The organism is Seonamhaeicola sp. S2-3 (genome assembly GCF_001971785.1).
Taxonomy (GTDB): Bacteria; Bacteroidota; Bacteroidia; order Flavobacteriales; family Flavobacteriaceae; genus Seonamhaeicola.
On sequence record NZ_CP019389.1, the window covers coordinates 154,356 to 178,629 of the forward strand.

The window sequence follows — 24,274 nt, forward strand, 5'->3', positions numbered from 1 at the left end:
TAATTTTGGTTAGGGTACAAATATAAAAACTTTAATCTTGATTAAAGCCTATGAATTTTTTCTTTTTAATTTTTGTGAATTTTTCAATATCCCATTCAGTATTATAGTTGTAATAATTAAAAGGGCTCCATAATAAAAAGAAGCACTCATTTTTTCACTCTCTGGAAACAGCATTAATGCTATTAATATACCGTAAATAGGCTCTAAGTTATAGGTTAAAACTACGGTGTATGGACTTATATGTTTCATTACATGAACCGATGCTATAAAAGCATATGCAGTACAAACCGATGCTAAAATTAATAAGTATAAAAAATCTGATGTACTTAGTTTGAAAAATGCTAAATTAAAACCTTCTGTAGTGAAAAGTAAATACAACGAAATGAAAATGACACCACTTAAAAATTCATAAAATGAAATGACTGTTGCTGTATGTTGTTTTAAAAAACTACCATTTAAAACAGCAAATAATGATGATAAAAAAGCCGAAGATATGCCTAGAATTATTCCAGAAAGGTATTTTATTTCGCTTTGTGTTATTATTATAACTCCTGTAATTACTATTAACCCAAATAAAATTTCATACCAAATAATTTTTCTTTTATATACTACAGGCTCTATTAATGAAGCAAAAAAAGCACCTGTTGAGAACATTGCTAATGCTATAGATATGTTGGCTTCATCTATAGCTCCAAAAAAAGTAATCCAGTGTGCTGCAATTATAATTCCTGCAATTGATAGTTTTAAAACCGATTTTGGTCTAATACTTAGCTTTACCTTTGCTATTTTAATATAAACAAACATTAAAATAGATGCCATAATCATTCTATACCAAACTAAGGGAATAGCAGTAATGGTAATTAGCTCACCCAAAATAGCGGTAAAACCAGCTATAAAAACTAAAAGATGAAGGTGTAAGTAATTTTTAAGTTTAGCGTTTGGCATTATAAAGCATATATGCTGCTAAAATACCAAAAATGATATTTGGGAACCATACAGCTATTATTGGAGGAAAATCTGATTGTTCTGCCATAACCCCAAAAATCTTATCAAAAAACACAAATACCATGGCTATACAAATACCAATTGCGAGGTTTACCCCCATACCACCGCGTCTTTTAATTGAAGAAACCGCCACGGCAATAATGGTTAAAATAAAAACTGAAACTGGTAAACTCCACTTACGGTATAAAACCAACTTAAAACGCCCTACTTGAGTTGAGCCCCTAGCCTCTTCTTTTTTAATAAACTCCCTTAACTCATCATACATTAATATTTCGGCAGCATATAAAGGAGGCGTTAAATCTCCTACCTTAAAAGTAAAGAGTGTATCTTTTCTTTTTAAAGTTTCTATTTTATCTTCATTCTCAAGAATGTCTCGTTTAGTATAATTTGTTAATCTATAGGTAGAGTCTTTTTCTATAAATCTAATAGAACTAGCTGTTATTTTATATGTGAGTTTGTTATCTTCAAAATGCTCTAATGTAAAATTTTGTCCGACGTTATTTTTAATATTAAAACTACTTACATAAATAATTTCATTATCATTTATTTGCCTAAAAACATTGGTATTATCAACTGCTTTTCTTCCTTTTTTCAGGTATTTATAACTAAAGCTATTAAACCCTTCACTTGCTTTAGGAGCTAAAAACAAACCTAATATTATTGAAAATACTGCTACTATAGCTGCACCAATTAAGTAAGGTCTTAAAAATCGGGTAAAAGAAACACCAGAACTTAAAAAAGCAATAATCTCTGTGTTATTGGCTAGTTTAGAAGTAAACCAAATAACTGATAAGAATAAAAATAACGGAAATAATAAATGTGCAAAATAAATAGTAAAGTCTAAAAAATATAACAATACTTCTGGTAAAGGCACTTCATTTTCAAGTATTTTACCAATTTTTTCTGCTAAGTGCACTGTAATTCCTATAGGAATAAACAGCAGCAACATCATTGCAAATGTTAACAAATAGCGTTTTAATATGTACCAGTCTAGTATCTTCATTAACTTTTACAAACGTTTATCCATTTGTTTTACCATTTTATCTTTCCAAGCTTTAAAATCTCCTGCTAATATATGTTTTCTGGCTTCTCTAACCAACCATAAATAAAAACCTAAGTTATGAATAGTTGCTATTTGTTTGCCTAACAATTCGTTAACTGAAAATAGATGACGTAAATAGGCTTTGGTATATTCTGTATCAACAAAAGTTATACCCATTTCATCAATTGGAGAAAAATCATCCTCCCATTTTTTGTTTTTAATATTTATGGTTCCGTGTGCTGTAAATAACATACCATTTCTTGCATTACGTGTTGGCATTACACAATCAAACATATCTACACCTAACGCAATATTTTCTAAAATATTGATTGGAGTCCCTACTCCCATCAAATATCTTGGTTTATCTTCGGGTAAAATACTGCAAACAACATCTGTCATGGCATACATTTCTTCGGCAGGTTCTCCAACCGATAAGCCTCCAATGGCATTACCAACAGCACCTGCATTGGCTATATATTCTGCAGATTGAATACGCAAGTCTTTATACGTACTTCCTTGTACTATTGGAAAAAAAGCTTGATTATAACCATACTTTAATGGTGTTTTTGCTAAATGAGCAATACAACGGTCTAACCACCTATGTGTCATATGCATAGAGCGTTTTGCATAGTTATAATCACATGGATAAGGCGTACATTCATCAAAAGCCATGATAATATCTGCCCCAATACTGCGTTGAATTTCCATAACATTTTCGGGTGTAAACACATGATAACTCCCATCAATATGCGATTTAAATTTTACGCCCTCTTCTTTAATCTTTCTATTGGCAGATAAAGAATAGACTTGATAACCTCCAGAATCGGTTAAAATATTTCTATCCCAATTCATAAATTTATGAAGTCCACCTGCTTTTTCAATAATATCTGTTTGCGGACGCAGATATAAGTGATAGGTGTTTCCTAAAATAATATCAGGATTTATATCTTGTTTTAATTCACGCTGGTGTACGCCTTTCACAGTTGCAACAGTGCCTACGGGCATAAAAATAGGGGTTTCTATAACGCCATGATCTGTAGTTAACTTACCTGCCCTTGCTTTGCTTTGTGAATCTTTTCCGTTTAGTTGAAATTTCATTTTTTACTATTCTGAGCGCAAAGATAAATAACTGAAAAATGATAACTATTGTATTGAATAGAAAATAAATTGGTTTTGGCAACGTTTTTGATAATGTTAACCAAATCTTAAAAACGAACAGTTATGAAAATTTTAAAAAACTTATTATTTAGCCTTTTTATTATTGCTTTAGCTTCTTCTACTGCTAAGGCTCAAACCGCTACTGGTTTTGGTTTAAAAGGCGGATTAAATTACAATGCTAATGGTGATTATTTTGATTCTGTAGGTGCTAATGCTAAGCATCCTGATAGAAATATTGGGTATCACATTGGAATTTTTGGAAAAATAGGAACCAAACTATACTTTAAACCAGAGTTAGTTTACACAAGTACAAAAAGTGATTATAATGATGATAGTTTTAACATGCAAAAACTGGATGCACCTTTACTTATTGGTACAAAAGTAATTGGCCCGTTAAGTGTATTTGGAGGTCCTTCTTTTCAGTATATACTAGATACCGAGTTTGATGGTATTGCAATAAATGATGTTAAAAATGATTTTACCGTAGGGCTTAACTTTGGAATTGGGCTAAACTTAAAAAAGGTGGGTATTGACCTTAGGTATGAACGTGGTTTTAATGATAACGAAGCTACATTTATAAATACCAATTTAGGTTCTGTTGAAAATAGATTAGACACCAGACCAGATCAATTAATTTTAAGTTTATCTATTATTTTATAAACTTTAGTTTTCAGTTATAAAAAAACCTCGCTTTTAGCGAGGTTTTTTTATTTATTCTCTTTTTATTCTAAGTATTAGATTCTGTTTCTTCAGGATCTAAATACTTAGGTATACCGTTTTTACCAATATCATTTGTTGGGTCGCCATCTCCATCAATATCTTCATATATTGTTGGTATACCATCTCCATCATCATCTGAATCTATGTAATTGTACAGTGGAAAACCATTTACGAAGTCTTCATCGGTATTTTCATCAAACAAATCTCCATCTCCATTTAAATCTTCTAAATAAGAAGGAACTCCGTCTCCATCATGATCATTTTCGGTAGTATGTATCAATTCAAATTTAAAAGCTATTGGCGAATATGATGAAATGGATGATGTAGCACTAGAAAAATAACCTAAGCCCGATGGCAAAAACATAACGCCCACACCAGAGTTTACAAAATCTACCGTACCATCATTATTTTCTACATAACTTTCGGCAACATTAAAATCTGGTAACACTTTTCTCCAACCAGGTACTAAGTCTATTAAATCAAACTCTACTGGGGTTACTGCACTATCAAACACTTCATTATCTAATGTAAAACCTTCATAATTCACCAAAACATTATCTGCAAAAGTTGGAGAATCTTCGCCTCCACCTTGGTTTAATTTCAATACATAAAATTCATAATCTGTATCTGCATATACGGTTGTTTTTGCAGCGCCCACAGCGTTTATTAATAATGAATCTGCATCGGATGAAATGGTTAATCCCTCTGTACTCATTATCTTTAAATCTGCAATTTTCGGATTTGTATTTCCTTCAAAATCACTTTTATTGTAGTAATGCGTTTCTAAATACTCAATAATAGAGTCATTATCTACAATCTGCTGTTCTGCTCTATCTCTTATTTCTACTGTAACCGTATCATCTCCATCATCATCTTTTTTACAAGACAAAAAACAAACAGACAAACACAGTATACTCAAACAGATTTTTCCTAATTTCATATGAATTTTAAATATTGTTATTTTTGAGGCGCAAGATACAATTTTAATACAATCTTGCCCAATAACATTAACGTAGTTTTAGCAATAATTATATGCGAATAGACAAGTATTTATGGTGTGTTAGGTATTACAAAACCAGATCTTTAGCTACTACAGCTTGCAAAAAGGGACACGTAAGAGTAAATAATGAAATTGTAAAACCTAGTAGAGAGGTTTATCCGTTGGATATTATTGAGGTTAGAAAAAACCAAATAAACTACAAACTAAAGGTAAATGATATTCCTGAAAGTAGAGTTGGCGCTAAACTTGTTGATATTTACAGGACTGATACCACACCAAAAGAAGCCTTTGAAGCCCAAGAACTTTTAAAATTTTCTAAAGATTATTACAGAAAAAAAGGAACTGGTAGGCCTACAAAAAAAGATAGACGTGATATTGATGATTATACTACCGAAAATGAGTAATTTTATACTTTATACAAATTAAGGATATGACAGTTAAAAATAATGTGATATTAAACCATACCGAAATTAATCATAAAATACGCCGTATTGCGTTTCAGATATACGAGAACAATGTAGATGAAAAAGAAGTGATTCTGGCTGGTATTGATAAAAACGGTTACATATTTGCAAAAAAACTTAAATCTGTACTTCAAAAAATATCAGACATCAATCTGGTTTTATGTAAAGTTAGTATTGATAAAAAGAACCCTCAATCTGAAATAAAAACTTCTATTTCTGAAGAAGATTACAAAAACAAATCATTAATTTTAGTTGATGATGTTTTAAACTCTGGTACCACTTTAATTTATGGAGTAAAACATTTTTTAAACGTACCTTTAAAACAATTTAAAACAGCTGTTTTAGTTAACCGAAATCATAAAAAATATCCTGTAAAAGCAGATTTTAAAGGCATTTCTTTATCTACATCACTTCATGAGCACGTTAATGTAGTTTTAGAAGGAAACGTATTTGAAGCTGTTTTAGAATAAGGTTAGAATTTCTTTAACAACTTCATCTTTGGTTTTGTTATCTGTAAGAATTTGATGTTCTGCTTTACTGTAATAAGGAGATCTTTCAAATAAGTGCTTACCAATAAATTCTTCTAATTCTTCTTTTGTTTCAATATGAGCAATTAATGGGCGTTTAGCCTTTTTAAGAATTAGTTTATCTGCTAATTTTTTAATAGATGCCTTTAAATAAATACTTGTAGCATTTTTAGCATCAATAATATGTTGCATATTGTTACCAAAACAAGGCGTTCCCCCTCCTAGTGAAAGAATTATATCTTTATCATTTTTTAGAAGCTTTTGTAAGTACTCCTCTTCTTTTTTTCTAAAATATATTTCGCCTTTAGTTTCAAAAATTTCTTTAACGCTTGCATTTTCTTTTTCTTCAATAAAATCGTCTAAATCTATCAAATCATAATCTGTTTTTTTTGATAATCTCCTTCCAATTGAAGATTTTCCAGATCCCATATACCCTATTAAAACTATTATCATTTTTACGCTATAAATTGATTATTAAAAACATACGTTAAAGTGGTGCAAAAAAACAAAAAAATATTTAAAAAAAATATTGTTTTATTAATTAAAGGTTCTATATTTGCACCCGCAAACGCAAAGAAGCCTTGCAAGACCGGGTAGCTCAGTTGGTAGAGCATCTCCCTTTTAAGGAGAGGGTCCTGGGTTCGAGCCCCAGCCCGGTCACTAGAATCACTTCAAAATTATTCAAAAAGCCTGAAACTTAATACTTTCAGGCTTTTTCATTTTTCTTAATACCAAGGATCAAGTCCAAAATGGGATCAAGGGATCAAGGGATCAAGGGATCAAGTCCAAAATCTGGGTTTTTACGGATCAAGTCCAAAATCTGGGTTTTTACCATTTTAAGAATATAATTTAATCAAGCGATATAAGAAGTATTCCGTATTCCTGACTCCCCTAAATTGAGATCTAAAAGCCTTTACTTTGGCATTAAAGGATTCAGCTGAAGCATTAGTACTTCTGTTTATAAAATAGTTGAGTACAGAGCGGTAATTTAAAGTAATACTATTGGCTACCGTTTGGAAGCTCTTAAATCCTGACTCCTCTACATCTTTGTACCAGTGGGCTAGTTTGGTGTAAGCTACTTTAATATCTATGGCTTGGTTAAAAATATTCCTCAAGCCTTGAACAAGTCCATAAGCTTTCTTTAATTCTGGGTATTCATTAAACAATATCTGTCCCCTCTCTTTCTGATTTGGAGTCCATTTATCTGGGGATTTATACAGTAGATATCTACTCCTGGCCAGGAGTTGTTTTGAGCTATCACCATTAGAAAAAGTTACAGGTTTAAATTCTTTGTCGGCAGCTCTAGATAGCTTTATCTGTTCATTTTCTTGATCCAAAGCTTCCCATCGGTATTTGATACGAAGATCTTGGAGCGCCTCTATTGCCAGCTTCTGTACATGGAACCTGTCTGTTACTTGGATGGCTTTCGGGAAACATTTAGTGGAGATTGTTTTCATAGAGTTAGCCATGTCTAAGGTAATCTCTTTCACTTTAGCACGCTTCTTTGCTGGGATCTTCAAGAGTTGTTCGATAATAGGCTCCACTTTAGTTCCGTGGAATATCCCAACTAAAGCCCCTTTCTTTCCTTTGGCCTTCTTATTGGTAATGATGGTATAGAGCTCTCCCTTGGACAGCGCTGTCTCATCAATGGATAAATAAGAACCTAAGTTTTCAGGGAAAACAAGCCACTGTTTAGCATGACTCTTATGCTCCCATTGCTTAAAATCACTTAAGTGATCCTTATAATGTCTTTGAAGCCTTTTTCCGGACATACCATACTGGTGCCCAAGTTGTTGGCTGCTCAGAGCAGTATTATCAGTCGATTTCTTTTAAAAAAGCAGCAAACTCTTTTGATATTCGAGTTCCCTGTGCAATAAATTCATCCCATTCACGACTTACTTTAATCCTCTTTTTATCAAGTAGAACGTCCCAACGCCTTCGTTTAAGATTTAATGATAGTAGATTGTCTCGAACGGGATAATCCTCGATTATTCGAGGCTCCATGAAGCCACTGGCTTTATACTTGCAATCCTTGTACTTAGATGGTATTTGTTTTTTCTCCTCCAAATATATCGTTAGACGGTTCTCATATAAAACATGCTTTATAGGCTTCTTATCGAATCCAACAATATCAAAATACTCTAATATTCCTTCTGGTAATATTAAACTTAACAAGGATAACTCAGTGTCTTTATTCATCAATATAATTTAAAGTACAAAGAAAATTATTTTTCTCTTTAGACCCAACTTTTGAGATTGATCCGATCCGGATCAAGTCCAAAATCTGGGTTTTTACCATTTTAAGAATATAATTTAATCAAGCGATATAAGAAGTATTCCGTATTCCTGACTCCCCTAAATTGAGATCTAAAAGCCTTTACTTTGGCATTAAAGGATTCAGCTGAAGCATTAGTACTTCTGTTTATAAAATAGTTGAGTACAGAGCGGTAATTTAAAGTAATACTATTGGCTACCGTTTGGAAGCTCTTAAATCCTGACTCCTCTACATCTTTGTACCAGTGGGCTAGTTTGGTGTAAGCTACTTTAATATCTATGGCTTGGTTAAAAATATTCCTCAAGCCTTGAACAAGTCCATAAGCTTTCTTTAATTCTGGGTATTCATTAAACAATATCTGTCCCCTCTCTTTCTGATTTGGAGTCCATTTATCTGGGGATTTATACAGTAGATATCTACTCCTGGCCAGGAGTTGTTTTGAGCTATCACCATTAGAAAAAGTTACAGGTTTAAATTCTTTGTCGGCAGCTCTAGATAGCTTTATCTGTTCATTTTCTTGATCCAAAGCTTCCCATCGGTATTTGATACGAAGATCTTGGAGCGCCTCTATTGCCAGCTTCTGTACATGGAACCTGTCTGTTACTTGGATGGCTTTCGGGAAACATTTAGTGGAGATTGTTTTCATAGAGTTTGCCATGTCTAAGGTAATCTCTTTCACTTTAGCACGCTTCTTTGCTGGGATCTTCAAGAGTTGTTCGATAATAGGCTCCACTTTAGTTCCGTGGAATATCCCAACTAAAGCCCCTTTCTTTCCTTTGGCCTTCTTATTGGTAATGATGGTATAGAGCTCTCCCCTGGACAGCGCTGTCTCATCAATGGATAAATAAGAACCTAAGTTTTCAGGGAAAACAAGCCACTGTTTAGCATGACTCTTATGCTCCCATTGCTTAAAATCACTTAAGTGATCCTTATAATGTCTTTGAAGCCTTTTTCCGGACATACCATACTGGTGCCCAAGTTGTTGGCTGCTCAGAGCAGTATTATCAGTCGATTTCTTTTAAAAAAGCAGCAAACTCTTTTGATATTCGAGTTCCCTGTGCAATAAATTCATCCCATTCACGACTTACTTTAATCCTCTTTTTATCAAGTAGAACGTCCCAACGCCTTCGTTTAAGATTTAATGATAGTAGATTGTCTCGAACGGGATAATCCTCGATTATTCGAGGCTCCATGAAGCCACTGGCTTTATACTTGCAATCCTTGTACTTAGATGGTATTTGTTTTTTCTCCTCCAAATATATCGTTAGACGGTTCTCATATAAAACATGCTTTATAGGCTTCTTATCGAATCCAACAATATCAAAATACTCTAATATTCCTTCTGGTAATATTAAACTTAACAAGGATAACTCAGTGTCTTTATTCATCAATATAATTTAAAGTACAAAGAAAATTATTTTTCTCTTTAGACCCAACTTTTGAGATTGATCCGGGATCATGACCAAAAGTTGTGTGTGAATAAAGATAGTTTTAGTTTTGAAGTTTTAAAATTATTGTATTAGAACTTACCTTAGACCTATTAAAACTGTTTTTACCTGAATTCTTAATTAACAACTTCAATTTAGTGAAACACACTAAAACTAACGAAATTCTTCATTTGTATGGGGCATGACCAATTTTTGCCTAAACACAACAATTGGTTATGAACTGGGAAAATTCAATAATTTTACTCACAGGTAAAGCATAGGATATCCATAGGACATCCATAGGACATCTATAGGGTATCTATAGGGCATCTATAGGAGTGAGAAGTGAATAGTGAATGGTGAGTGGTGAGTGTGACCCGTCCTAAAATAGCTATACAAGTTAATAAATAAATCCTGATATAATTATACAAAGTTTAGTGGGTCTAGAGCAAGTTTCAATACGTTGTCTTTTTTAAGAGAACCATTTAACTATTTATACAATCTACACACAACTTTTGGACTTGATTCAATTCTTTCTCTTTAGATTAACTACAATTTTTACGTAAACACAACAATTGGTTATGATTCCTGAAGATTGGTAGATAGTAGAAAATACTTAATAAAAACAAAAAACCCCTACTAATTAAAGTAAGGGTTTCAGTGATCGCGACAGGATTCGAACCTGTGACCGTCTGCTTAGAAGGCAGATGCTCTATCCAGCTGAGCTACGCGACCATTAAAGCGGTGCAAATATAAAATTAAACATAAATCTAACCAAAAGAATATCCATAATTTTTTAATGGATATTTTAGCCTTTAAAAAATCTACTAAAACCAAACATAAAAACCCCTGCAAATGCAAGGGTTTCTCTGGTTTATGTTAGAGTCGGCATAAAACCAAAGTAGAAATAATTATTTACTTCTACTCTATTTCAATTAACTTTTTTACTGGGTTTTCTTCTATACCTTTTTGGGTTTTTAGAAGATTAATTTTTAAAATACCATTTTTATAAGACGCTTTAATGTCTTGATCTAAGTCAACCAACTCTGGTAATCTACATGAACGTTTAAATGATTTGTAACTAAATTCCTTTCTAGAATAATTATCTTCTTCTTTAGTTTCTTCTAATTCTTTCTTAGCACTTACATGAAGAATATCATCTTCTATAGAAACTTCAAAATCATCTTTATTAAATCCAGGAACCGCAAATTCAACATCAAAATTGTTTTCATGTTCAATTACATTCATAGCGGGTATTAAACTATCTTCTGTAAAAAAGTCGTTTTCAAAAATATCATCAAACTCATAATTTGGTGAAAATAATCGATCACTCATAGGTGATAAAAGGTCATGTCTCCAGGGTGTAAACATCCTATTTCTCCAAGGAGTTGAAGCACGGTGTCTTCTTTTGTGTTTTGTTAATGAAGTCATGATACTGTGTTTTTAAGTTAAACAAAATTTCACTTATAAAGTTTATTAAAACACATACATATATCCTATGATATTTATCATGTTTATTAACTGAAAACAACTAATTTACACTTAATTAAAACCCGCATTTTTATTCAAATTAAAAAATAAAGCATCTCATAATAATTCATTATTTCAAAAGTTATATTTTAGCATAAATTAAATTGTTAATGAGCCGCTACCTATATTTTATTTTAACCATTGTTTTTTTAACACTTTGGAGTTCTTGCCGTAAAGATTTTGAATTTTCTCCAAGTACAGGAAGCTTAGAATTTTCTAAAGACACCATTTATTTAGATACCGTTTTTACCAATATTGGCTCTAGTACCTACAACTTAAAAGTTTACAATAGAAGCGATAATGACATATCTATTCCAACCTTAGGTTTAGCTTTAGGCGAAAACTCTAATTACCGATTAAGTGTTGATGGTATAGCTGGTAAATTGTTTAAAAATGTAGAATTACTAGCTCATGATAGTTTATACATTTTTATTGAATCTACTATTGATATTAGCAATTTCTCTAACCCTAACGGCGAATATTTATATACAGACCAAATTGAATTTGATGCAGGTTCTAACCTTCAAAAAGTAGAGTTAGTAACCCTTGTAAAAGATGCGATATTTATTTACCCAAATAGAGATAACACCACCAAAATAGTTGAAACACTAACACTTAATGTTGGAGGCGAACAAATTGAAACCGAATTACAAGGCAGAGAATTACTCCCTTCTGAATTAACTATGACCAACGAAAAACCCTATGTTATTTATGGATTTGCAGCTGTTCCTGAGGGCGAAACGCTTACTATTGATGCTGGCGCACGATTGCATTTTCATGAAAACTCTGGTTTAATTATACAAAATAACGCATCATTACAAGTAAACGGCATGCATAGTGCAGACCAAGAATTACTAGAAAACGAAGTTATTTTTGAAGGTGATAGATTAGAACCTAATTATTCTGAAAGTCCCGGACAATGGGGAACCATTTGGTTTTTAGACGGAAGCACCAATAATTACATTAACTACGCTACCATTAAAAATGCATTAGTAGGCATTTTATGCGATGGAAATCCTGATGCTACCACAGATAAACTAACCATTACAAATTCTCAAATTTATAACTCTAGTAACTTTGGAATTTTAGGTAGAAACACCTCTATTAAAGGCGAAAATGTAGTAATAAATAACTCTGGTTTATCATCTTTTGCAGGTACTTTTGGTGGTAAATATAATTTTACACACTGTACCATTGCCAATTACTGGAATGATGGATTTAGACAATTCCCCTCTGTATTATTAAATAATTTTTTGGTAGATGATGATGACAATGTTATTGTTACCAATTTAACCGAAGCCAACTTTAACAACTGCATTATTTATGGTAACGATAATCCCGAAATTCTTTTAGATGAAGTTGAAGAAGCAAGCGTAAATTTTAATTTTAAATTTACCAATTGCCTAATTAGGTTTGAAGACAATAACAATAATTTTACGGGGCCAAATTACGATTTAAATGATACCAACCATTACGAAGGTAACCTATATAATGAAGACCCCAATTTTAAAGATACCGCTTTAAATATGCTTATAATTGGCGAGGAATCTGCTGCTATAAACCAAGGTTTAGCAACCTATGCCACCCAAGTACCTACCGATATTTTAAATGTAAATAGAACTACGGCTCCAGACTTAGGTGCTTACCAACATATTGTGTTTCCTGAAGAAGATTAATTTTTCTACAAAAAATACTTAAACAAGAACTACATATAATTTATTTAGTTTAAAACTTGTTTATAAGTTAGGTACAAACACATATTTACTTTAGTAAGAAAATTCTAACTTCGCTTGTCTGAGAATTTAAATTATTGAAACAGATTCATTCTGAAGGTTACCACCAAGTTTATGAAACGAACTAGAGCAATAAATATGAGTGAAATTGAAAAAATAATATCTGATTTGCTACCTGATAAATACCAACGAAGAAACTATCTTGAGATTCTTTGCGAAATTATCAGTCATGCGGATTCGTTTGGTTCTGAAAAGTGGGGATTGAGCGTAAAAAGAGACCGAATACGGTTAAAGATTGGAAGTTTAATAACAACAACGATTCACGAAGATTCAATTTGGATTGCTTTAGATAAGGAACTATTAAAAGACAATACAACCGAGATTAATAACATGTTAGAATCTGATTGGGATTCTGGAGATTGGGCAGAATATTCAGCGGTAAAAACACGAAATTATTTTTATCGAGACATTTCAAAAGAAAAATGGGAAAAAATTAAACATCTCCATTTTGGCACAATTGAAAAAGCATCAAAAAAATATGTACAGTTAAGAACAGATAGTCAAAAAGACACTTCGTTTGAAATGCTCAATTATTTAAGGGAAAATATTTCACCATCATTGCCTTTTCCCGAATATAAAGAGACTGAAATTTCTGGCGATTCATCATTTAATAGCAATGGTTATTGGATTTTCTTTTGCAATCCAAAATATTGGCAAATTGACGAATTTCTTGAAACTGACGAAATAAACTCTACGTGGAGGATAACTGATTGGCAAAGTAAACATTTTCAAAAAGGACAATTAGCTGTTATTCGAGTAGGTTATGATTCAAGAACAAAAGACGAGTTAGCAGGAAAAGACAGATTAAAGGCTGGAATATACGGGATTGTTGAAATTATGAGTTCAGCACAACCAATGCCTGATTCTGACGGACAATTTTGGATAAACCCTGAAAAATATGGAGAAGAACGTTTAAGAGTTAAAATTCGATATGTAAAGAAGCTTTTGGATAATCCGATACTTTTAAGCGATTTGAAAAATCTAACGGACTTTCAAAATGAAAAACCATTGTTAAATGGTCGTCAAGCTTCTTCGTGGTCAATTGAGAAAGATACTTTTGATAAAATAATTGAAATTGCAGACAGTAATATTGAAATTGTAAGCGAAGCAACAACTTCAGAACTTAATGACTTTGTAGATTTACAAAAACTTGAAGCAAAGTATTTTAATGCAACACCAAGAGTAAAAGAAATTGTAAGTCGAAGAATTGAGCGAGGAAATATTTCAAAAGCAGTTAAAAAAGCAAATAACTACGAATGTCAGATTTGTAAAGCTTTAGGTAAAAACCCTCATGGATTCAAAAAACGAAACGGAGAATTTTATATTGAGACTCATCATGTAATTCCAGTATCAGAGTTGGAGCAAGGTTCTCTTGGAACTTTAAATTTACTGACTGTTTGTGCAAATCATCATAGACAATTGCATTACGGAAACGTAAAACTGAATGAAAATAATGACAAATATTTCGAGTTTACGATTGATAATCAAAAGATTCGGATTGATAAAATGAAAAATGAATAAAAACCAGGCGGTAATAATAAATATATGTAATGCGGGAGATTAGCTAAGTTTAAACTTTGAAGCATTTAAGCGGTTTGATAGTAAAGTACCTTGAAATCCCTCACTACGCATATTCTATCCAATAAACATAACTCCCAAAACTACTTCATATACTTCCCCTTTTTACTACCAGCATAAATCTCATATTTAACTAATCTAGATTCTAACTTAGCATTAAAGAGTTGTATCTTTCTGCTAGGACGTAAACCAACATGCTTTAAAGCATCTAAATTACTAGTTATAAACCACGCATTGGTATCAGGATATTTTTGTTTAAGGGTATCACCAATATTTTTATAAAAGGCTTCCATATCTATATTTAAACGCTCTCCGTAGGGTGGGTTAAATACCATATGCAACTTTTCATCGCCTCCTTTTTGGGTTTTAAAAAAGTCTTCGTGCTTAACGGTTATAAAATCATCCAACTGTGCATTTTTTACATTGTCTTTGGCTTTATAAACGGCACTTGGAGCTTTATCGTACCCTATAATTTTATGGTGAAAATAGCGTGTTTTATTAAGTAAAGATGCTTCAATTTTTTCAAACAAATCTACATCCCAATCTTGCCAACGTTCAAAAGCAAACTCTTTACGCATTAGGTTTGGTGGTATGTTACAGGCAATCATAGCTGCTTCTATAAGCATGGTACCAGAACCACACATGGGGTCCATAAAATCACATTGTCCGTCCCAACCAGATAGCATAATCATACCTGCAGCCAACACCTCATTAATAGGTGCAATATTGGTTGCGGTTTTATAACCTCGCTTGTGCAATGAATCTCCCGAAGTATCTAAAGACACCGTACACTGATTTCGGTCTATATGTATATTTATTTTTAAATCGGGGAATTTTAAATCTACATTGGGGCGTTGGCCTGTGTTATCTCTAAATCTATCAACAATGGCATCTTTTGTTTTTAAAGCAATGTATAGTGAATGTTTAAATAAATGCGAGTGTATAGTAGCATCTACAGCCAAAGAACCCGTTGGTTTTAAATAATCTTCCCAAGACATTTTGTATATGTTGTTGTACAAATCTTGCTCATTATTCACCTTAAACGTATGGATAGGTTTTAAAATTTTAATGGCCGTACGCAACCCTAAATTGGCTTTATACATAAACCCCTTATCTCCTACAAAACTCACATTTCTAACGCCTTTTTTAATGTTTTGTGCGCCTAATTGGGTAAGTTCTTTTGCCAATAAATCTTCAAAACCAAATAAGGTTTTGGCCACCATTTTGAAATTTTCATCCATTTTTTGCTACTACTTAATTGGTTTGCTTTAATAGGTTGCAAAAATAGCGTAATTTTGATTAATATTTGGATAAGTGAAATTGGGTTAAGGAATTAAAGTGGCATCCTTTTGTTTACAAAAGACATGACAAAATATTTATTTTCATGAGTTAATGATATAAATTATTAAACCACAAATAAAAGCCTAACCACACCATATTGTGGTAACCCCATAAAAATGATTAATGACAACAGATACAACTACTTGGTTTTCTTCTTGGTTTGATACGCCATATTACCATATTTTATATAAAGATAGAAATGACACCGAGGCGCATGCGTTTATGGCTAAACTTACTAACTATTTAAATATTCCAGAAAATGGTACTATTTTAGATTTGGCTTGCGGACGCGGAAGACATGCGCGTTATTTAAACAAAATAGGATACGATGTAACGGGTGTAGATTTAAGTGAAAACAGTATTGAATTTGCTAAAAAATTTGAAAATCACCGCTTAAAATTTGATGTTCACAATATGTGTAAACCTTACGGCAAACAGTTTGATGCCGTTTTTAACCTATTTACCAGCTTTGGTTATTTTGATGATGACAACGATAACCTTAATACTATTAAAGCCATTAAAGCCAATTTAAACACTTATGGTTTTGGGGTTATTGATTTTATGAATAGTGAATATGTAATTAATAATCTAGTACCCGAAGAAGTAAAGATGGTTGATGATATAGCCTTTAATTTAAAACGTTATGTTGAAGATGGTTATGTAATTAAAGATATTGAATTTACCATTAATGAACATTTACACCATTATCAAGAACGTGTTAGAGCTTTTACTTTAAATGATTTTGAAGATTTATTTAAAAAAGCCGATGTACATTTGCTAGATGTTTTTGGAGATTATAACTTGCATAAGTTTGATTCTAAAACCTCAGAACGATTAGTTATGATTTTTAAATAAGTCTTTAATAGGCGCTATTATATTTTTTACTAGTATATTTTTACATGAGTGATTATCTTTTTCCTTTTCTTGCCGTAGTTATTGGTGTTATTATTGCCAGTTTTACTAAAACCAGTAAATCTTGGAATACCAAACTACTACTCTCTTTTAGTGGTGCTTTTCTATTAGCTTTAACGCTTTTTGAATTATTACCAGAAGTGTACCACCATTTAGACTCTAAAATTACCGGATTGTACATTATGTGCGGTATTTTGCTGCAAATTATATTAGAATTATTCTCCAAAGGTGCAGAGCATGGGCATGTACACGTACATAAAAACAAATCATTTTTCCCTTGGTTATTGTTTGTAAGTTTATGTATTCATAGCTTTTTAGAAGGTTTTGCTATACATGAGCATAACGATATGGTTTACGGCGTTTTAGTACATAAAATACCTATTGCTATTATAATTAGTATGTTTTTATTTAAAGCCAATTATAACAAATTTCAGGTTTTTATATTCTTAACAGTTTTTGCTTTTATGACGCCATTAGGTACACTTATATCTAATACTTCTGAAATAATTACACATTACGGCCATATATTAAATGCCATTGTAATTGGTATCTTTTTTCATATTTCTACAACTATTTTATTTGAAAGTAGCGACGGACATAAATTTAACATGTCTAAATTTATTGCCATTATTTTAGGCGTTGGAATTGCTTATTTGATATAACTTTATGTTTAGCAAAGAAGAATCAAAATTATTACGACAAGAATTTTGGACAAGTTTTGGAAAATCATTTCCAAGAAAATGGATATTGTATAATACTAAACTAAAAGGCTTTAGTTTTAAATTTCATTTTGACACAAAAAAAGCTTTGGTAGCCCTTGATTTAGAAGACGACTTAGAACACCGCATAAAATACTGGGAAAAACTTACTGCATTAAAATCTATTTTAATTAATGATTATTTACCTGATGCTGTTTTTGATGAAGCATATATATTAGATAATTACAAAGAAATCTCTAGAATTTACGTGCCTTTAGATGCAAAAGTGTCTATTCACAACAAAAACTCATGGCAAATAGTTATGGAATTTTTCAACGAAAAAATGAGCTTGTTTGAAGCCTTTTTTGAAGAATACAAAGAGGTTATTGAAGGCTAATTAAACAACATTAATCACAACAGGTTTCACACTTACCTTGTATTAAAATTTGAGTGGCTACAACCTCTCTATTTTGTAGTTCTGGAATAGAAACATTTATATCTAAACAATCTACCTTACCACAACTTATACATTGAAAATGTGGGTGTACATCTATATGACCAGATTTTGTACAACCATGACACTTAGCATACCATTTTATACCATTTTTACCTAAAAAAGAATGTAAAACCCCATCATCTTCAAGTCTGTCTAAAACCCTATAAATGGTGGTTTTATTAAACTGAGAACTCAAGCGTTTAACTAGTTCTGTTGCAGAAATAGCTCCAGAATCATTTTCAAATTCAGCCAGTAAAACCTCTAAAGACTGTGTTTTTCTAATTACTCCCATACCACAAATTTAACACAACTATGTTGCAATAACAAATATATGATTATATTTGCAACTTAGTTGCGTTAATAAACCAAATAATGAAAATTACAATTTTAAAACCAGACACCTTAGGGGCAACGGCAAGTACAATATGTTTAATTCACTGTGTAGCCACACCGTTTATTTTTTTAGCACATGTAACAACTGGGTGTTGTAATACCAGCGTGCCTTTGTGGTGGCAATCTGTTGATTATATTTTTTTATTAATTTCGTTTTTTGCTGTTTACCGCTCTACCAAAAACACCTCTAAAAAAATTATGAAACCTGCTTTATGGGTAAGTTGGACACTACTTTTTGGGGTTATAATAAATGAAAAATTTGAGTTTATTCACATTCCTGAATACCTACATTACATGCCTGCTCTTGCCCTTATTTTGCTTCATATTTATAATCTTAAATTTTGTCAATGTAATAACAATTCATGCTGTATAAACAATGGATAAAAAACAAATTGAAATAATAGGAGACAATCACATTGCATCTAGTGTAGATACACCAATACTTAAAACTGCATTTAATAAACCTGATGATGAAAAAATAAAAGCAATTCAGTTTCACTTCTCTAAAATTATGGAAGAATTAGGACTAGATTTAACAGATGACAGCTTATCTGGTACCCCCTATCGATTTGCTAAAATGTATGTAAAAGAATTGTTTTACGGTTTAAACCCAAAAAACAAACCTAAATTATCGGTGTTTGAAAACAAATATCATTATAAAAAAATGATTGTTGAACAAAACATTACCATAGATTCTTCTTGCGAACACCATTTTTTGCCTATTACAGGACACGCACACATTGCTTATATACCCAATAACAAAGTTATTGGTTTATCTAAAATAAACCGATTGGTTGATTATTACGCACACCGCCCACAAGTACAAGAACGTTTATCGCTTCAAATATTAAAAGACCTTCAAAACACTTTAGAGACTAAAGATGTTATAGTCATGATTTCTGCTAAACATTTATGCGTATCATCTAGAGGTATAAAAGATAAAGATAGTTTTACCACAACTATAGAATATGGTGGGTGTTTTGAAGAAAAAGTATATCGTAATGAATTTTTAAATGTTGTGAATAATCAAATTTAGAAAATGCTATTAAAGCCTATATAAATTGGCAAAATAATTCGTTTATTTACAAAATACTTAAAATTTAAGATGATACAAACCAATAATCTTACGTTTAAATATAAAAATAAAGAACAGATTTTTAGCTTTCCTAAAATTGACTTAAAGGAAGAAGAAAGCTTACTTATTTTAGGTAATTCTGGTATAGGTAAAACAACGCTTCTGCACTTACTAGCTGGTTTATTACAACCCAAAACTGGTAACATTACTATTAACAATGTTAATATAAATACACTTAGCAATAGTAAATTAGACACGTTTAGAGGTAAAAACATTGGTTTAGTGTTTCAAAAAAAACATGCCATACAATCGTTAAGCGTTTATGAAAATTTACAAGCGCGTTTATTTTTTTGTAAAAAAAGTGATCAACAAAATACAATTAACACATTACTAGAAGAATTAAATTTAAGCAACTGTAAAAACAGTAAAATAAACCAAATTAGCGAAGGACAATTACAAAGATTAGGCATTGCTTTATCTGTAGTACACAATCCGCAAGTTATTTTAGCAGATGAACCTACCTCTAGTTTAGACGATGAAAACTGTAAAGCTGTTATAAATCTTCTTAAAAAACAAGCCAAAAAAAACAAAGCCAATTTAATTGTAATTACGCACGATCAAAGAATTAAACCATTCTTTCAAAACACAATAACATTATGAACATTTGGAAGATTAGTATAAAAAATCTAAAATCTAAATCGTTTTATACGTTTTTAAGTATCATTATATTAGCATTAAGTATTACACTTCTATTAGGTATTCAGCAACTTAAAAGCTCATTTCAATACCAAATGGACAATAATTTAGGTGATATTGATTTGGTTGTTGGAGCCAAAGGAAGTCCACTACAACTTATTTTAGCTTCGGTTCTACATTTAGATAATCCTACTGGAAATATTAATTATAATGAAGCCAAAAAATTAAGCAAAACCCCTTTAATTAAATCTGCTGTACCCATTTCTTATGGCGATAATTATAAAGGTTATAGAATTGTGGGAACTACCAATGAATTCTTCTCTTTTTATAATGCCGAATTAGAACAAGGACGCATGGTACAAAAATCTATGGAAGTTGTTATTGGCAGTAATTTAGCAGAACAATTAAACCTTAAAATTGGTGATACCTTTACAAGCTCTCACGGTTTAGTAGAAAACACTATAGATGTTCATGATGATAAATTAACCGTAGTAGGTATTTTAAAGCCTACACAAAAAGTTATAGACCGCTTAATTATTACTAATTTACAAAGTGTTTGGGATGTACATAATCATGAAGAACATAATGAACATGAAAACCATAGCAAAGAGCTACATGACCATGAACACGAACATGAACACCACGATGAAGACAAAGAAATCACCTCTTTATTAATAAGGTTTAGAAGTCCGGCAGCACTTTTAACTTTTCCAAGAAAAGTTAACGAAAGTAGTAATTTGCAGGCCGCAATCCCTAGGTATGAATTAGATAGGTTATACCAATACACAAGTGTTGGCTTTAAAACCATTACTTGGATAGCCTACTTAATTCTAATAATTTCTGGTATTACTATTTTCATTAATTTGTATAAAATGATTAAAGAACGCGCTTTTGATTTGGCTCTATTGAGAACCTACGGCGCTAGTAATTTTCAAATTATAAAAATGGTTGCTTATGAAGCACTAATTGTTGCATTTTCAGCTTTTGCATTAGGGCTTATACTTGTAAAAATAGGCTTGCACCTTATGTTAAAATTCACAAACTTTGGATTTAAACAAAACATTATTAGAGAGTTAAGCATTCAAGACATATCACAAATTGGTGTATTAGTTTTTATAATGGTAACTTTGTCGGTATCATTGGCTATTTACCCTATTTTAAAAATGAATATTTCAACAATTTTAAGCAATGAAAAATAACATCATAATACTGCTTTGTTTTCTAACGTTTTCTTCATGTTTTTCCCAACAAAAAATAACTTGGGATGATTTAGCTAAAGTAAAATTTGTTGAAAAGTACTATCAAGAATATGATGAAAGCTATTTAGTTCCTGAATTTTCAGATTCTGTAAAAGCTTTAGATGGAAAAACCGTAAATATATCAGGTTATTTTTTACATATTTCACCAAAAGACAAATTGTATATGTTGTCTAAAGGCCCAATGTCTGCTTGCTTTTTTTGTGGTGTTGGTGGCCCAGAAACAGCTATAGAACTTCAGTTTAGCGAAAGACAAAACCTTAGAACCGATGATATTGTAACGGTAACAGGAACACTTAAACTAAACGTTGATGATGTAGAACATTTTAACTATATCCTTACAGATTGCGAAATAAAGTTAATTGAGACCGACTAAACTGCTTTTATCATCTCAAAATCATATCAATAAAAATTTATATGTAAGTATGTATGAACTTTTCGCTAAGAAAATTCTAACTTAGCCTATTGGTGCATATAAATCTCCTACATTAAAACTGTTTTTAATATTGAAACGGATTCATATGCTTAGCGTTGGAGGTAATAAGAAAAAACCATATAACCAATTAAGAACATATGAAAATATTAAAGAAAATAGGGAAATGGTTTTTGATTTTAGTAGGAGCATTTATTACTTTCATTTTAGTTGTTTTACTAGTAATCCGAATCAATAGTTCTGGAAATGAAGAACCTTTTTTAGACGAAAAGGGCAATGTGCTTCCAAATAGTATCGCTATGCACGAGGATATGATAATAAATGGAGTGCCACAAAGGATTACCATTAGAGGAAAAGACAAGAATAATCCCGTGCTACTAATAGTTCACGGGGGACCAGGCGCACCAATTTTACCGGTAATTTACAAACTCACGGGAGTTGATTTGGAAGATATTTTTACGGTTTGTTATTGGGAACAAAGAGGCTCTGGACTTGCTTATAATGACAGCATACCAGATTCGTCCATTACCCTAAGTCATATTGTAGATGATGGTTTGGAACTATCAAATCACTTAAGAAAGACTTTCAAAAAAGATAAGATTTACATCGAAGGTTTATCGTGGGGTACTGCTGTAGCTGCTTATATGGTTCAAAAACAGCCTGAATTATATCACGCCTATATTGGTAGTGGTCTTATGGCGAATCTATCGCTTTCAGAAGAATTATCTTATGAATTTGCAATGTCAGAATCGCAAAAACATAATGATACCATTTCAATCAATCAATTAAAACAAATTGGAAGACCTCCTTATGTAGAAAATTCAAAAAATTCAGTAACCGAAGCCTTTGAAATAGAACGACAAATTATAATGAAGTATGCTCCAGTAAAATTAGAAACCAATTTTAATTTTATTAAAAGTATGTTTTTAGATAACGGATTAACGTTTAAGGAAAAATTTACTGACATGATAAATAGTCCAGAATCCTACTATCCAGCCGCTAAGATTTTACAACCTACAGCAATAGACATGAATTTAATGCGTGATGTTCCAGAATTAAAAGTACCCGTTTATATATTACAAGGAGACAACGACCATTTTACCGAAACGGCTGTAGCAAAAGCGTATTTCGATTCAATTATTGCACCCTCTAAAAAATGGTTTTTATTTGAAGATGGAACTCACGGAGTACAAATTGAATATCCCCAAAAATATCGTTCAATATATATCAATGAAATACTGGCAAAATAAGTACTCCCAAATAATGTATAGGCAAAATGTAGATAAATAAAAGTGGGTTGGCCCATACTAAATGTAGTGCTTCGAAATCGCATACTAGTAACATATTTACCATCATACTTCATTATAACCAACCACTAACCAAATGATAAAATTCTTTAGAAAAATTCGCAAAAACCTACTCTCAGAAAATAAATTAAGCAAATACTTACTATACGCTATAGGCGAGATTGTACTTGTTATTATCGGTATTCTTATCGCACTTCAAATAAATAATAAAAACGAACAGCGTAAAACCGAAAATAAGATTGTTTCTATTTTAAAAGAAGTACAACATGATTTAGGACTGGATATTCAAAAATCGGACGAACTAATTGCCTATTATAAAACAAAAGATTCAATCATCAACTTAATACAAACAGATAAACTAACCTATGATGATTATCAAAATGATTATCAAAATGCTTTAAGATATGCTATTATGGACGCTTTTCATATGAAAATTCATGAAAATGGATATACTAACCTCACAGAAAATGTTGATAATGTTCCAAAAAAGCTACAAGCAGTTATTGAGCCATTAAACGAGATTTATATTTATAACAAATACGAAATAGACAAGTTCGATAATCGCATGGACTTGATTACTGATAGGGTGATGGACGAGTTAGCCAAAAGTAAAGATTGGTATTACAGATTAGATCGACCTCAATTAGAAGATGAGATGATTGATTTTTTTCTGAATGACCCTTACTATAAAAATGATGTAAATCTATACCAAAATGCTGGCTGTGAAAATTTGGCAAGCTATCATGTTATGCAATTTAGAGAAAACGCAATTAATGCATACAAACAAATTAACACACTTGTTGAAAGTAATGAACCGCTTCCCGATTTTATACCACATAATTTAATTCATCTAACAAAGGCACAACTAAAAGAATATGTGGGTACTTTTAAGGTTGTAAAGGTTGAAGGTTTTGATGGTCAATTTCCTGATATGAACTATAAAATTCAGATACAAGACAATGATTTAATAGGCGTTATGAATGGAAATCTTGAAGATATGGATTTTTTCTATTTTGAAACAACAAATAAGATATTTGGTCAAACTGATATTTACTTTAAAGGAGAGTTTATAAGAGATAGCTCGAATGAAATTACTTCTTTAATTATTATGAAATATGGAACAAGAGTTCACTTAAATAAACTTTAAG

27 protein-coding genes and 2 tRNA genes are annotated in these 24,274 nt (G+C 31.6%); 16 read left to right on the plus strand and 13 right to left on the minus strand.

Annotated elements, in window-relative coordinates:
• Window positions 1–48: 48 nt before the first annotated feature.
• The 3 genes from BWZ22_RS00710 to tgt are packed head-to-tail and all read right to left on the minus strand — an operon-like array spanning window position 49 to window position 3,145.
• On the minus strand, window positions 49–945 hold the full coding sequence (locus BWZ22_RS00710) for a DMT family transporter (protein WP_076697196.1): 897 nt from the start codon (window positions 943–945) through the stop codon (window positions 49–51).
• The gene (locus tag BWZ22_RS00715) at window positions 932–2,008 is read right to left on the minus strand and encodes an LptF/LptG family permease (RefSeq protein WP_076697199.1); all 1,077 of its coding nucleotides are present in this window, start codon (window positions 2,006–2,008) and stop codon (window positions 932–934) included. Before BWZ22_RS00715 ends, BWZ22_RS00710 begins: the two co-directional genes overlap by 14 nt.
• A 6-nt stretch (window positions 2,009–2,014) precedes the next feature.
• On the minus strand, window positions 2,015–3,145 hold the full coding sequence (gene tgt / locus BWZ22_RS00720; protein WP_076697201.1) for a tRNA guanosine(34) transglycosylase Tgt: 1,131 nt from the start codon (window positions 3,143–3,145) through the stop codon (window positions 2,015–2,017).
• A gap of 123 nt (window positions 3,146–3,268) precedes the next feature.
• Between tgt and BWZ22_RS00725 the strand changes: the two genes are divergently transcribed.
• Complete coding sequence (locus BWZ22_RS00725; RefSeq protein ID WP_076697203.1) at window positions 3,269–3,865, plus strand: outer membrane beta-barrel protein; 597 nt, start codon at window positions 3,269–3,271, stop codon at window positions 3,863–3,865.
• Window positions 3,866–3,932: 67 nt separating this feature from the next.
• On the opposite strand, the gene BWZ22_RS00730 is transcribed toward BWZ22_RS00725, so the two are convergent.
• Complete coding sequence (locus tag BWZ22_RS00730) at window positions 3,933–4,865, minus strand: FKBP-type peptidyl-prolyl cis-trans isomerase (protein ID WP_076697204.1); 933 nt, start codon at window positions 4,863–4,865, stop codon at window positions 3,933–3,935.
• A 92-nt stretch (window positions 4,866–4,957) separates the two neighbouring features.
• Here BWZ22_RS00730 and BWZ22_RS00735 point away from each other — a divergent pair, with 92 nt between their 5' ends.
• Complete coding sequence (locus BWZ22_RS00735; protein ID WP_076697205.1) at window positions 4,958–5,329, plus strand: RNA-binding S4 domain-containing protein; 372 nt, start codon at window positions 4,958–4,960, stop codon at window positions 5,327–5,329.
• Between the two features lie 26 nt (window positions 5,330–5,355).
• Window positions 5,356–5,859 (plus strand): phosphoribosyltransferase domain-containing protein, encoded by a 504-nt coding sequence (locus BWZ22_RS00740; protein ID WP_076697208.1) that lies wholly within the window; start codon window positions 5,356–5,358, stop codon window positions 5,857–5,859.
• Here the strand turns inward: BWZ22_RS00740 and BWZ22_RS00745 are convergent.
• A complete protein-coding gene (locus tag BWZ22_RS00745; RefSeq protein ID WP_076697210.1) occupies window positions 5,851–6,369 on the minus strand; it encodes a shikimate kinase in 519 nt (172 codons plus the stop codon). The two genes, BWZ22_RS00740 and BWZ22_RS00745, sit on opposite strands and share 9 nt — an antisense overlap.
• A gap of 134 nt (window positions 6,370–6,503) precedes the next feature.
• Between BWZ22_RS00745 and BWZ22_RS00750 the strand changes: the two genes are divergently transcribed.
• A tRNA-Lys gene (locus BWZ22_RS00750) sits at window positions 6,504–6,576 on the plus strand.
• A gap of 176 nt (window positions 6,577–6,752) precedes the next feature.
• On the opposite strand, the gene BWZ22_RS00755 is transcribed toward BWZ22_RS00750, so the two are convergent.
• The 6 genes from BWZ22_RS00755 to BWZ22_RS00780 all read right to left on the minus strand — a co-directional run bounded on the left by BWZ22_RS00755 (window position 6,753) and on the right by BWZ22_RS00780 (window position 11,049).
• Window positions 6,753–7,688 carry a transposase gene (locus tag BWZ22_RS00755; protein ID WP_076697213.1) on the minus strand — a complete coding sequence of 312 codons (936 nt, stop codon included), beginning with the start codon at window positions 7,686–7,688 and terminating at the stop codon, window positions 6,753–6,755.
• Between the two features lie 43 nt (window positions 7,689–7,731).
• Window positions 7,732–8,115 carry a hypothetical protein gene (locus BWZ22_RS00760; RefSeq protein ID WP_076697215.1) on the minus strand — a complete coding sequence of 128 codons (384 nt, stop codon included), beginning with the start codon at window positions 8,113–8,115 and terminating at the stop codon, window positions 7,732–7,734.
• Window positions 8,116–8,216: 101 nt separating this feature from the next.
• The gene (locus BWZ22_RS00765) at window positions 8,217–9,152 is read right to left on the minus strand and encodes a transposase (protein ID WP_076697218.1); all 936 of its coding nucleotides are present in this window, start codon (window positions 9,150–9,152) and stop codon (window positions 8,217–8,219) included.
• A 43-nt stretch (window positions 9,153–9,195) separates the two neighbouring features.
• Window positions 9,196–9,579, minus strand: coding sequence for a hypothetical protein (locus BWZ22_RS00770; protein WP_076697215.1), 384 nt, complete (start codon window positions 9,577–9,579; stop codon window positions 9,196–9,198).
• Between the two features lie 700 nt (window positions 9,580–10,279).
• Window positions 10,280–10,353 (minus strand) — tRNA-Arg (locus BWZ22_RS00775).
• Between the two features lie 186 nt (window positions 10,354–10,539).
• Window positions 10,540–11,049 (minus strand): Hsp20/alpha crystallin family protein, encoded by a 510-nt coding sequence (locus tag BWZ22_RS00780; protein WP_083692136.1) that lies wholly within the window; start codon window positions 11,047–11,049, stop codon window positions 10,540–10,542.
• Between the two features lie 209 nt (window positions 11,050–11,258).
• On the opposite strand from BWZ22_RS00780, the gene BWZ22_RS00785 reads away from it, so the two are divergent.
• Window positions 11,259–12,824 carry a right-handed parallel beta-helix repeat-containing protein gene (locus BWZ22_RS00785; protein WP_076697221.1) on the plus strand — a complete coding sequence of 522 codons (1,566 nt, stop codon included), beginning with the start codon at window positions 11,259–11,261 and terminating at the stop codon, window positions 12,822–12,824.
• Window positions 12,825–13,019: 195 nt separating this feature from the next.
• Window positions 13,020–14,462 carry an EVE domain-containing protein gene (locus tag BWZ22_RS00790; protein ID WP_076697223.1) on the plus strand — a complete coding sequence of 481 codons (1,443 nt, stop codon included), beginning with the start codon at window positions 13,020–13,022 and terminating at the stop codon, window positions 14,460–14,462.
• 140 nt (window positions 14,463–14,602) lie between these two features.
• On the opposite strand, the gene BWZ22_RS00795 is transcribed toward BWZ22_RS00790, so the two are convergent.
• On the minus strand, window positions 14,603–15,760 hold the full coding sequence (locus BWZ22_RS00795; RefSeq protein ID WP_076697226.1) for a class I SAM-dependent RNA methyltransferase: 1,158 nt from the start codon (window positions 15,758–15,760) through the stop codon (window positions 14,603–14,605).
• 223 nt (window positions 15,761–15,983) lie between these two features.
• On the opposite strand from BWZ22_RS00795, the gene BWZ22_RS00800 reads away from it, so the two are divergent.
• From BWZ22_RS00800 to BWZ22_RS00810, 3 genes are read left to right on the plus strand one after another with little or no spacing between them, the layout of a single operon-like run.
• Window positions 15,984–16,715, plus strand: a complete 732-nt coding sequence (locus tag BWZ22_RS00800; RefSeq protein ID WP_076697228.1) for a bifunctional 2-polyprenyl-6-hydroxyphenol methylase/3-demethylubiquinol 3-O-methyltransferase UbiG — start codon at window positions 15,984–15,986, stop codon at window positions 16,713–16,715.
• Window positions 16,716–16,759: 44 nt separating this feature from the next.
• Complete coding sequence (locus BWZ22_RS00805) at window positions 16,760–17,434, plus strand: ZIP family metal transporter (RefSeq protein ID WP_076697231.1); 675 nt, start codon at window positions 16,760–16,762, stop codon at window positions 17,432–17,434.
• A gap of 4 nt (window positions 17,435–17,438) precedes the next feature.
• Window positions 17,439–17,867 carry a DUF4268 domain-containing protein gene (locus tag BWZ22_RS00810; RefSeq protein ID WP_076697233.1) on the plus strand — a complete coding sequence of 143 codons (429 nt, stop codon included), beginning with the start codon at window positions 17,439–17,441 and terminating at the stop codon, window positions 17,865–17,867.
• 10 nt (window positions 17,868–17,877) lie between these two features.
• Here the strand turns inward: BWZ22_RS00810 and BWZ22_RS00815 are convergent, their stop codons facing one another.
• A complete protein-coding gene (locus tag BWZ22_RS00815; protein WP_076697236.1) occupies window positions 17,878–18,258 on the minus strand; it encodes a Fur family transcriptional regulator in 381 nt (126 codons plus the stop codon).
• Window positions 18,259–18,338: 80 nt separating this feature from the next.
• Between BWZ22_RS00815 and BWZ22_RS00820 the strand changes: the two genes are divergently transcribed.
• The 7 genes from BWZ22_RS00820 (at window position 18,339) to BWZ22_RS00850 (ending at window position 24,273) form a co-directional block, all read left to right on the plus strand.
• Complete coding sequence (locus BWZ22_RS00820) at window positions 18,339–18,743, plus strand: MerC domain-containing protein (protein WP_076697238.1); 405 nt, start codon at window positions 18,339–18,341, stop codon at window positions 18,741–18,743.
• Window positions 18,736–19,395, plus strand: a complete 660-nt coding sequence (gene folE / locus BWZ22_RS00825) for a GTP cyclohydrolase I FolE (protein WP_076697241.1) — start codon at window positions 18,736–18,738, stop codon at window positions 19,393–19,395. The genes BWZ22_RS00820 and folE overlap by 8 nt, the downstream gene beginning before the upstream one ends.
• Before the next feature lie 69 nt (window positions 19,396–19,464).
• Entirely contained in the window at window positions 19,465–20,094 is a 630-nt protein-coding gene (locus tag BWZ22_RS00830; RefSeq protein ID WP_076697243.1) for an ATP-binding cassette domain-containing protein, read from the plus strand.
• Window positions 20,091–21,329: an ABC transporter permease gene (locus BWZ22_RS00835; RefSeq protein ID WP_076697246.1), complete on the plus strand. Its 1,239-nt coding sequence runs from the start codon at window positions 20,091–20,093 to the stop codon at window positions 21,327–21,329. The genes BWZ22_RS00830 and BWZ22_RS00835 overlap by 4 nt, the downstream gene beginning before the upstream one ends.
• Entirely contained in the window at window positions 21,319–21,762 is a 444-nt protein-coding gene (locus tag BWZ22_RS00840; RefSeq protein ID WP_076697248.1) for a hypothetical protein, read from the plus strand. Before BWZ22_RS00835 ends, BWZ22_RS00840 begins: the two co-directional genes overlap by 11 nt.
• 197 nt (window positions 21,763–21,959) lie before the next feature.
• A complete protein-coding gene (locus BWZ22_RS00845) occupies window positions 21,960–23,069 on the plus strand; it encodes an alpha/beta hydrolase (protein WP_076697251.1) in 1,110 nt (369 codons plus the stop codon).
• A gap of 133 nt (window positions 23,070–23,202) precedes the next feature.
• On the plus strand, window positions 23,203–24,273 hold the full coding sequence (locus BWZ22_RS00850) for a DUF6090 family protein (protein WP_076697254.1): 1,071 nt from the start codon (window positions 23,203–23,205) through the stop codon (window positions 24,271–24,273).
• The last annotated feature ends 1 nt before the right edge of the window (window position 24,274 follow it).

Bases quoted from the DNA above. Each gene is read 5' to 3' on its own strand.
- BWZ22_RS00710 (WP_076697196.1), bottom strand. From the start codon at position 945: ATGCCAAACGCTAAACTTAAAAATTACTTACACCTTCATCTTTTAGTT.
- BWZ22_RS00715 (WP_076697199.1), bottom strand. From the start codon at position 2,008: ATGAAGATACTAGACTGGTACATATTAAAACGCTATTTGTTAACATTT.
- tgt (WP_076697201.1), bottom strand. From the start codon at position 3,145: ATGAAATTTCAACTAAACGGAAAAGATTCACAAAGCAAAGCAAGGGCA.
- BWZ22_RS00725 (WP_076697203.1), top strand. From the start codon at position 3,269: ATGAAAATTTTAAAAAACTTATTATTTAGCCTTTTTATTATTGCTTTA.
- BWZ22_RS00730 (WP_076697204.1), bottom strand. From the start codon at position 4,865: ATGAAATTAGGAAAAATCTGTTTGAGTATACTGTGTTTGTCTGTTTGT.
- BWZ22_RS00735 (WP_076697205.1), top strand. From the start codon at position 4,958: ATGCGAATAGACAAGTATTTATGGTGTGTTAGGTATTACAAAACCAGA.
- BWZ22_RS00740 (WP_076697208.1), top strand. From the start codon at position 5,356: ATGACAGTTAAAAATAATGTGATATTAAACCATACCGAAATTAATCAT.
- BWZ22_RS00745 (WP_076697210.1), bottom strand. From the start codon at position 6,369: ATGATAATAGTTTTAATAGGGTATATGGGATCTGGAAAATCTTCAATT.
- BWZ22_RS00755 (WP_076697213.1), bottom strand. From the start codon at position 7,688: ATGTCCGGAAAAAGGCTTCAAAGACATTATAAGGATCACTTAAGTGAT.
- BWZ22_RS00760 (WP_076697215.1), bottom strand. From the start codon at position 8,115: ATGAATAAAGACACTGAGTTATCCTTGTTAAGTTTAATATTACCAGAA.
- BWZ22_RS00765 (WP_076697218.1), bottom strand. From the start codon at position 9,152: ATGTCCGGAAAAAGGCTTCAAAGACATTATAAGGATCACTTAAGTGAT.
- BWZ22_RS00770 (WP_076697215.1), bottom strand. From the start codon at position 9,579: ATGAATAAAGACACTGAGTTATCCTTGTTAAGTTTAATATTACCAGAA.
- BWZ22_RS00780 (WP_083692136.1), bottom strand. From the start codon at position 11,049: ATGACTTCATTAACAAAACACAAAAGAAGACACCGTGCTTCAACTCCT.
- BWZ22_RS00785 (WP_076697221.1), top strand. From the start codon at position 11,259: ATGAGCCGCTACCTATATTTTATTTTAACCATTGTTTTTTTAACACTT.
- BWZ22_RS00790 (WP_076697223.1), top strand. From the start codon at position 13,020: ATGAGTGAAATTGAAAAAATAATATCTGATTTGCTACCTGATAAATAC.
- BWZ22_RS00795 (WP_076697226.1), bottom strand. From the start codon at position 15,760: ATGGATGAAAATTTCAAAATGGTGGCCAAAACCTTATTTGGTTTTGAA.
- BWZ22_RS00800 (WP_076697228.1), top strand. From the start codon at position 15,984: ATGACAACAGATACAACTACTTGGTTTTCTTCTTGGTTTGATACGCCA.
- BWZ22_RS00805 (WP_076697231.1), top strand. From the start codon at position 16,760: ATGAGTGATTATCTTTTTCCTTTTCTTGCCGTAGTTATTGGTGTTATT.
- BWZ22_RS00810 (WP_076697233.1), top strand. From the start codon at position 17,439: ATGTTTAGCAAAGAAGAATCAAAATTATTACGACAAGAATTTTGGACA.
- BWZ22_RS00815 (WP_076697236.1), bottom strand. From the start codon at position 18,258: ATGGGAGTAATTAGAAAAACACAGTCTTTAGAGGTTTTACTGGCTGAA.
- BWZ22_RS00820 (WP_076697238.1), top strand. From the start codon at position 18,339: ATGAAAATTACAATTTTAAAACCAGACACCTTAGGGGCAACGGCAAGT.
- folE (WP_076697241.1), top strand. From the start codon at position 18,736: ATGGATAAAAAACAAATTGAAATAATAGGAGACAATCACATTGCATCT.
- BWZ22_RS00830 (WP_076697243.1), top strand. From the start codon at position 19,465: ATGATACAAACCAATAATCTTACGTTTAAATATAAAAATAAAGAACAG.
- BWZ22_RS00835 (WP_076697246.1), top strand. From the start codon at position 20,091: ATGAACATTTGGAAGATTAGTATAAAAAATCTAAAATCTAAATCGTTT.
- BWZ22_RS00840 (WP_076697248.1), top strand. From the start codon at position 21,319: ATGAAAAATAACATCATAATACTGCTTTGTTTTCTAACGTTTTCTTCA.
- BWZ22_RS00845 (WP_076697251.1), top strand. From the start codon at position 21,960: ATGAAAATATTAAAGAAAATAGGGAAATGGTTTTTGATTTTAGTAGGA.
- BWZ22_RS00850 (WP_076697254.1), top strand. From the start codon at position 23,203: ATGATAAAATTCTTTAGAAAAATTCGCAAAAACCTACTCTCAGAAAAT.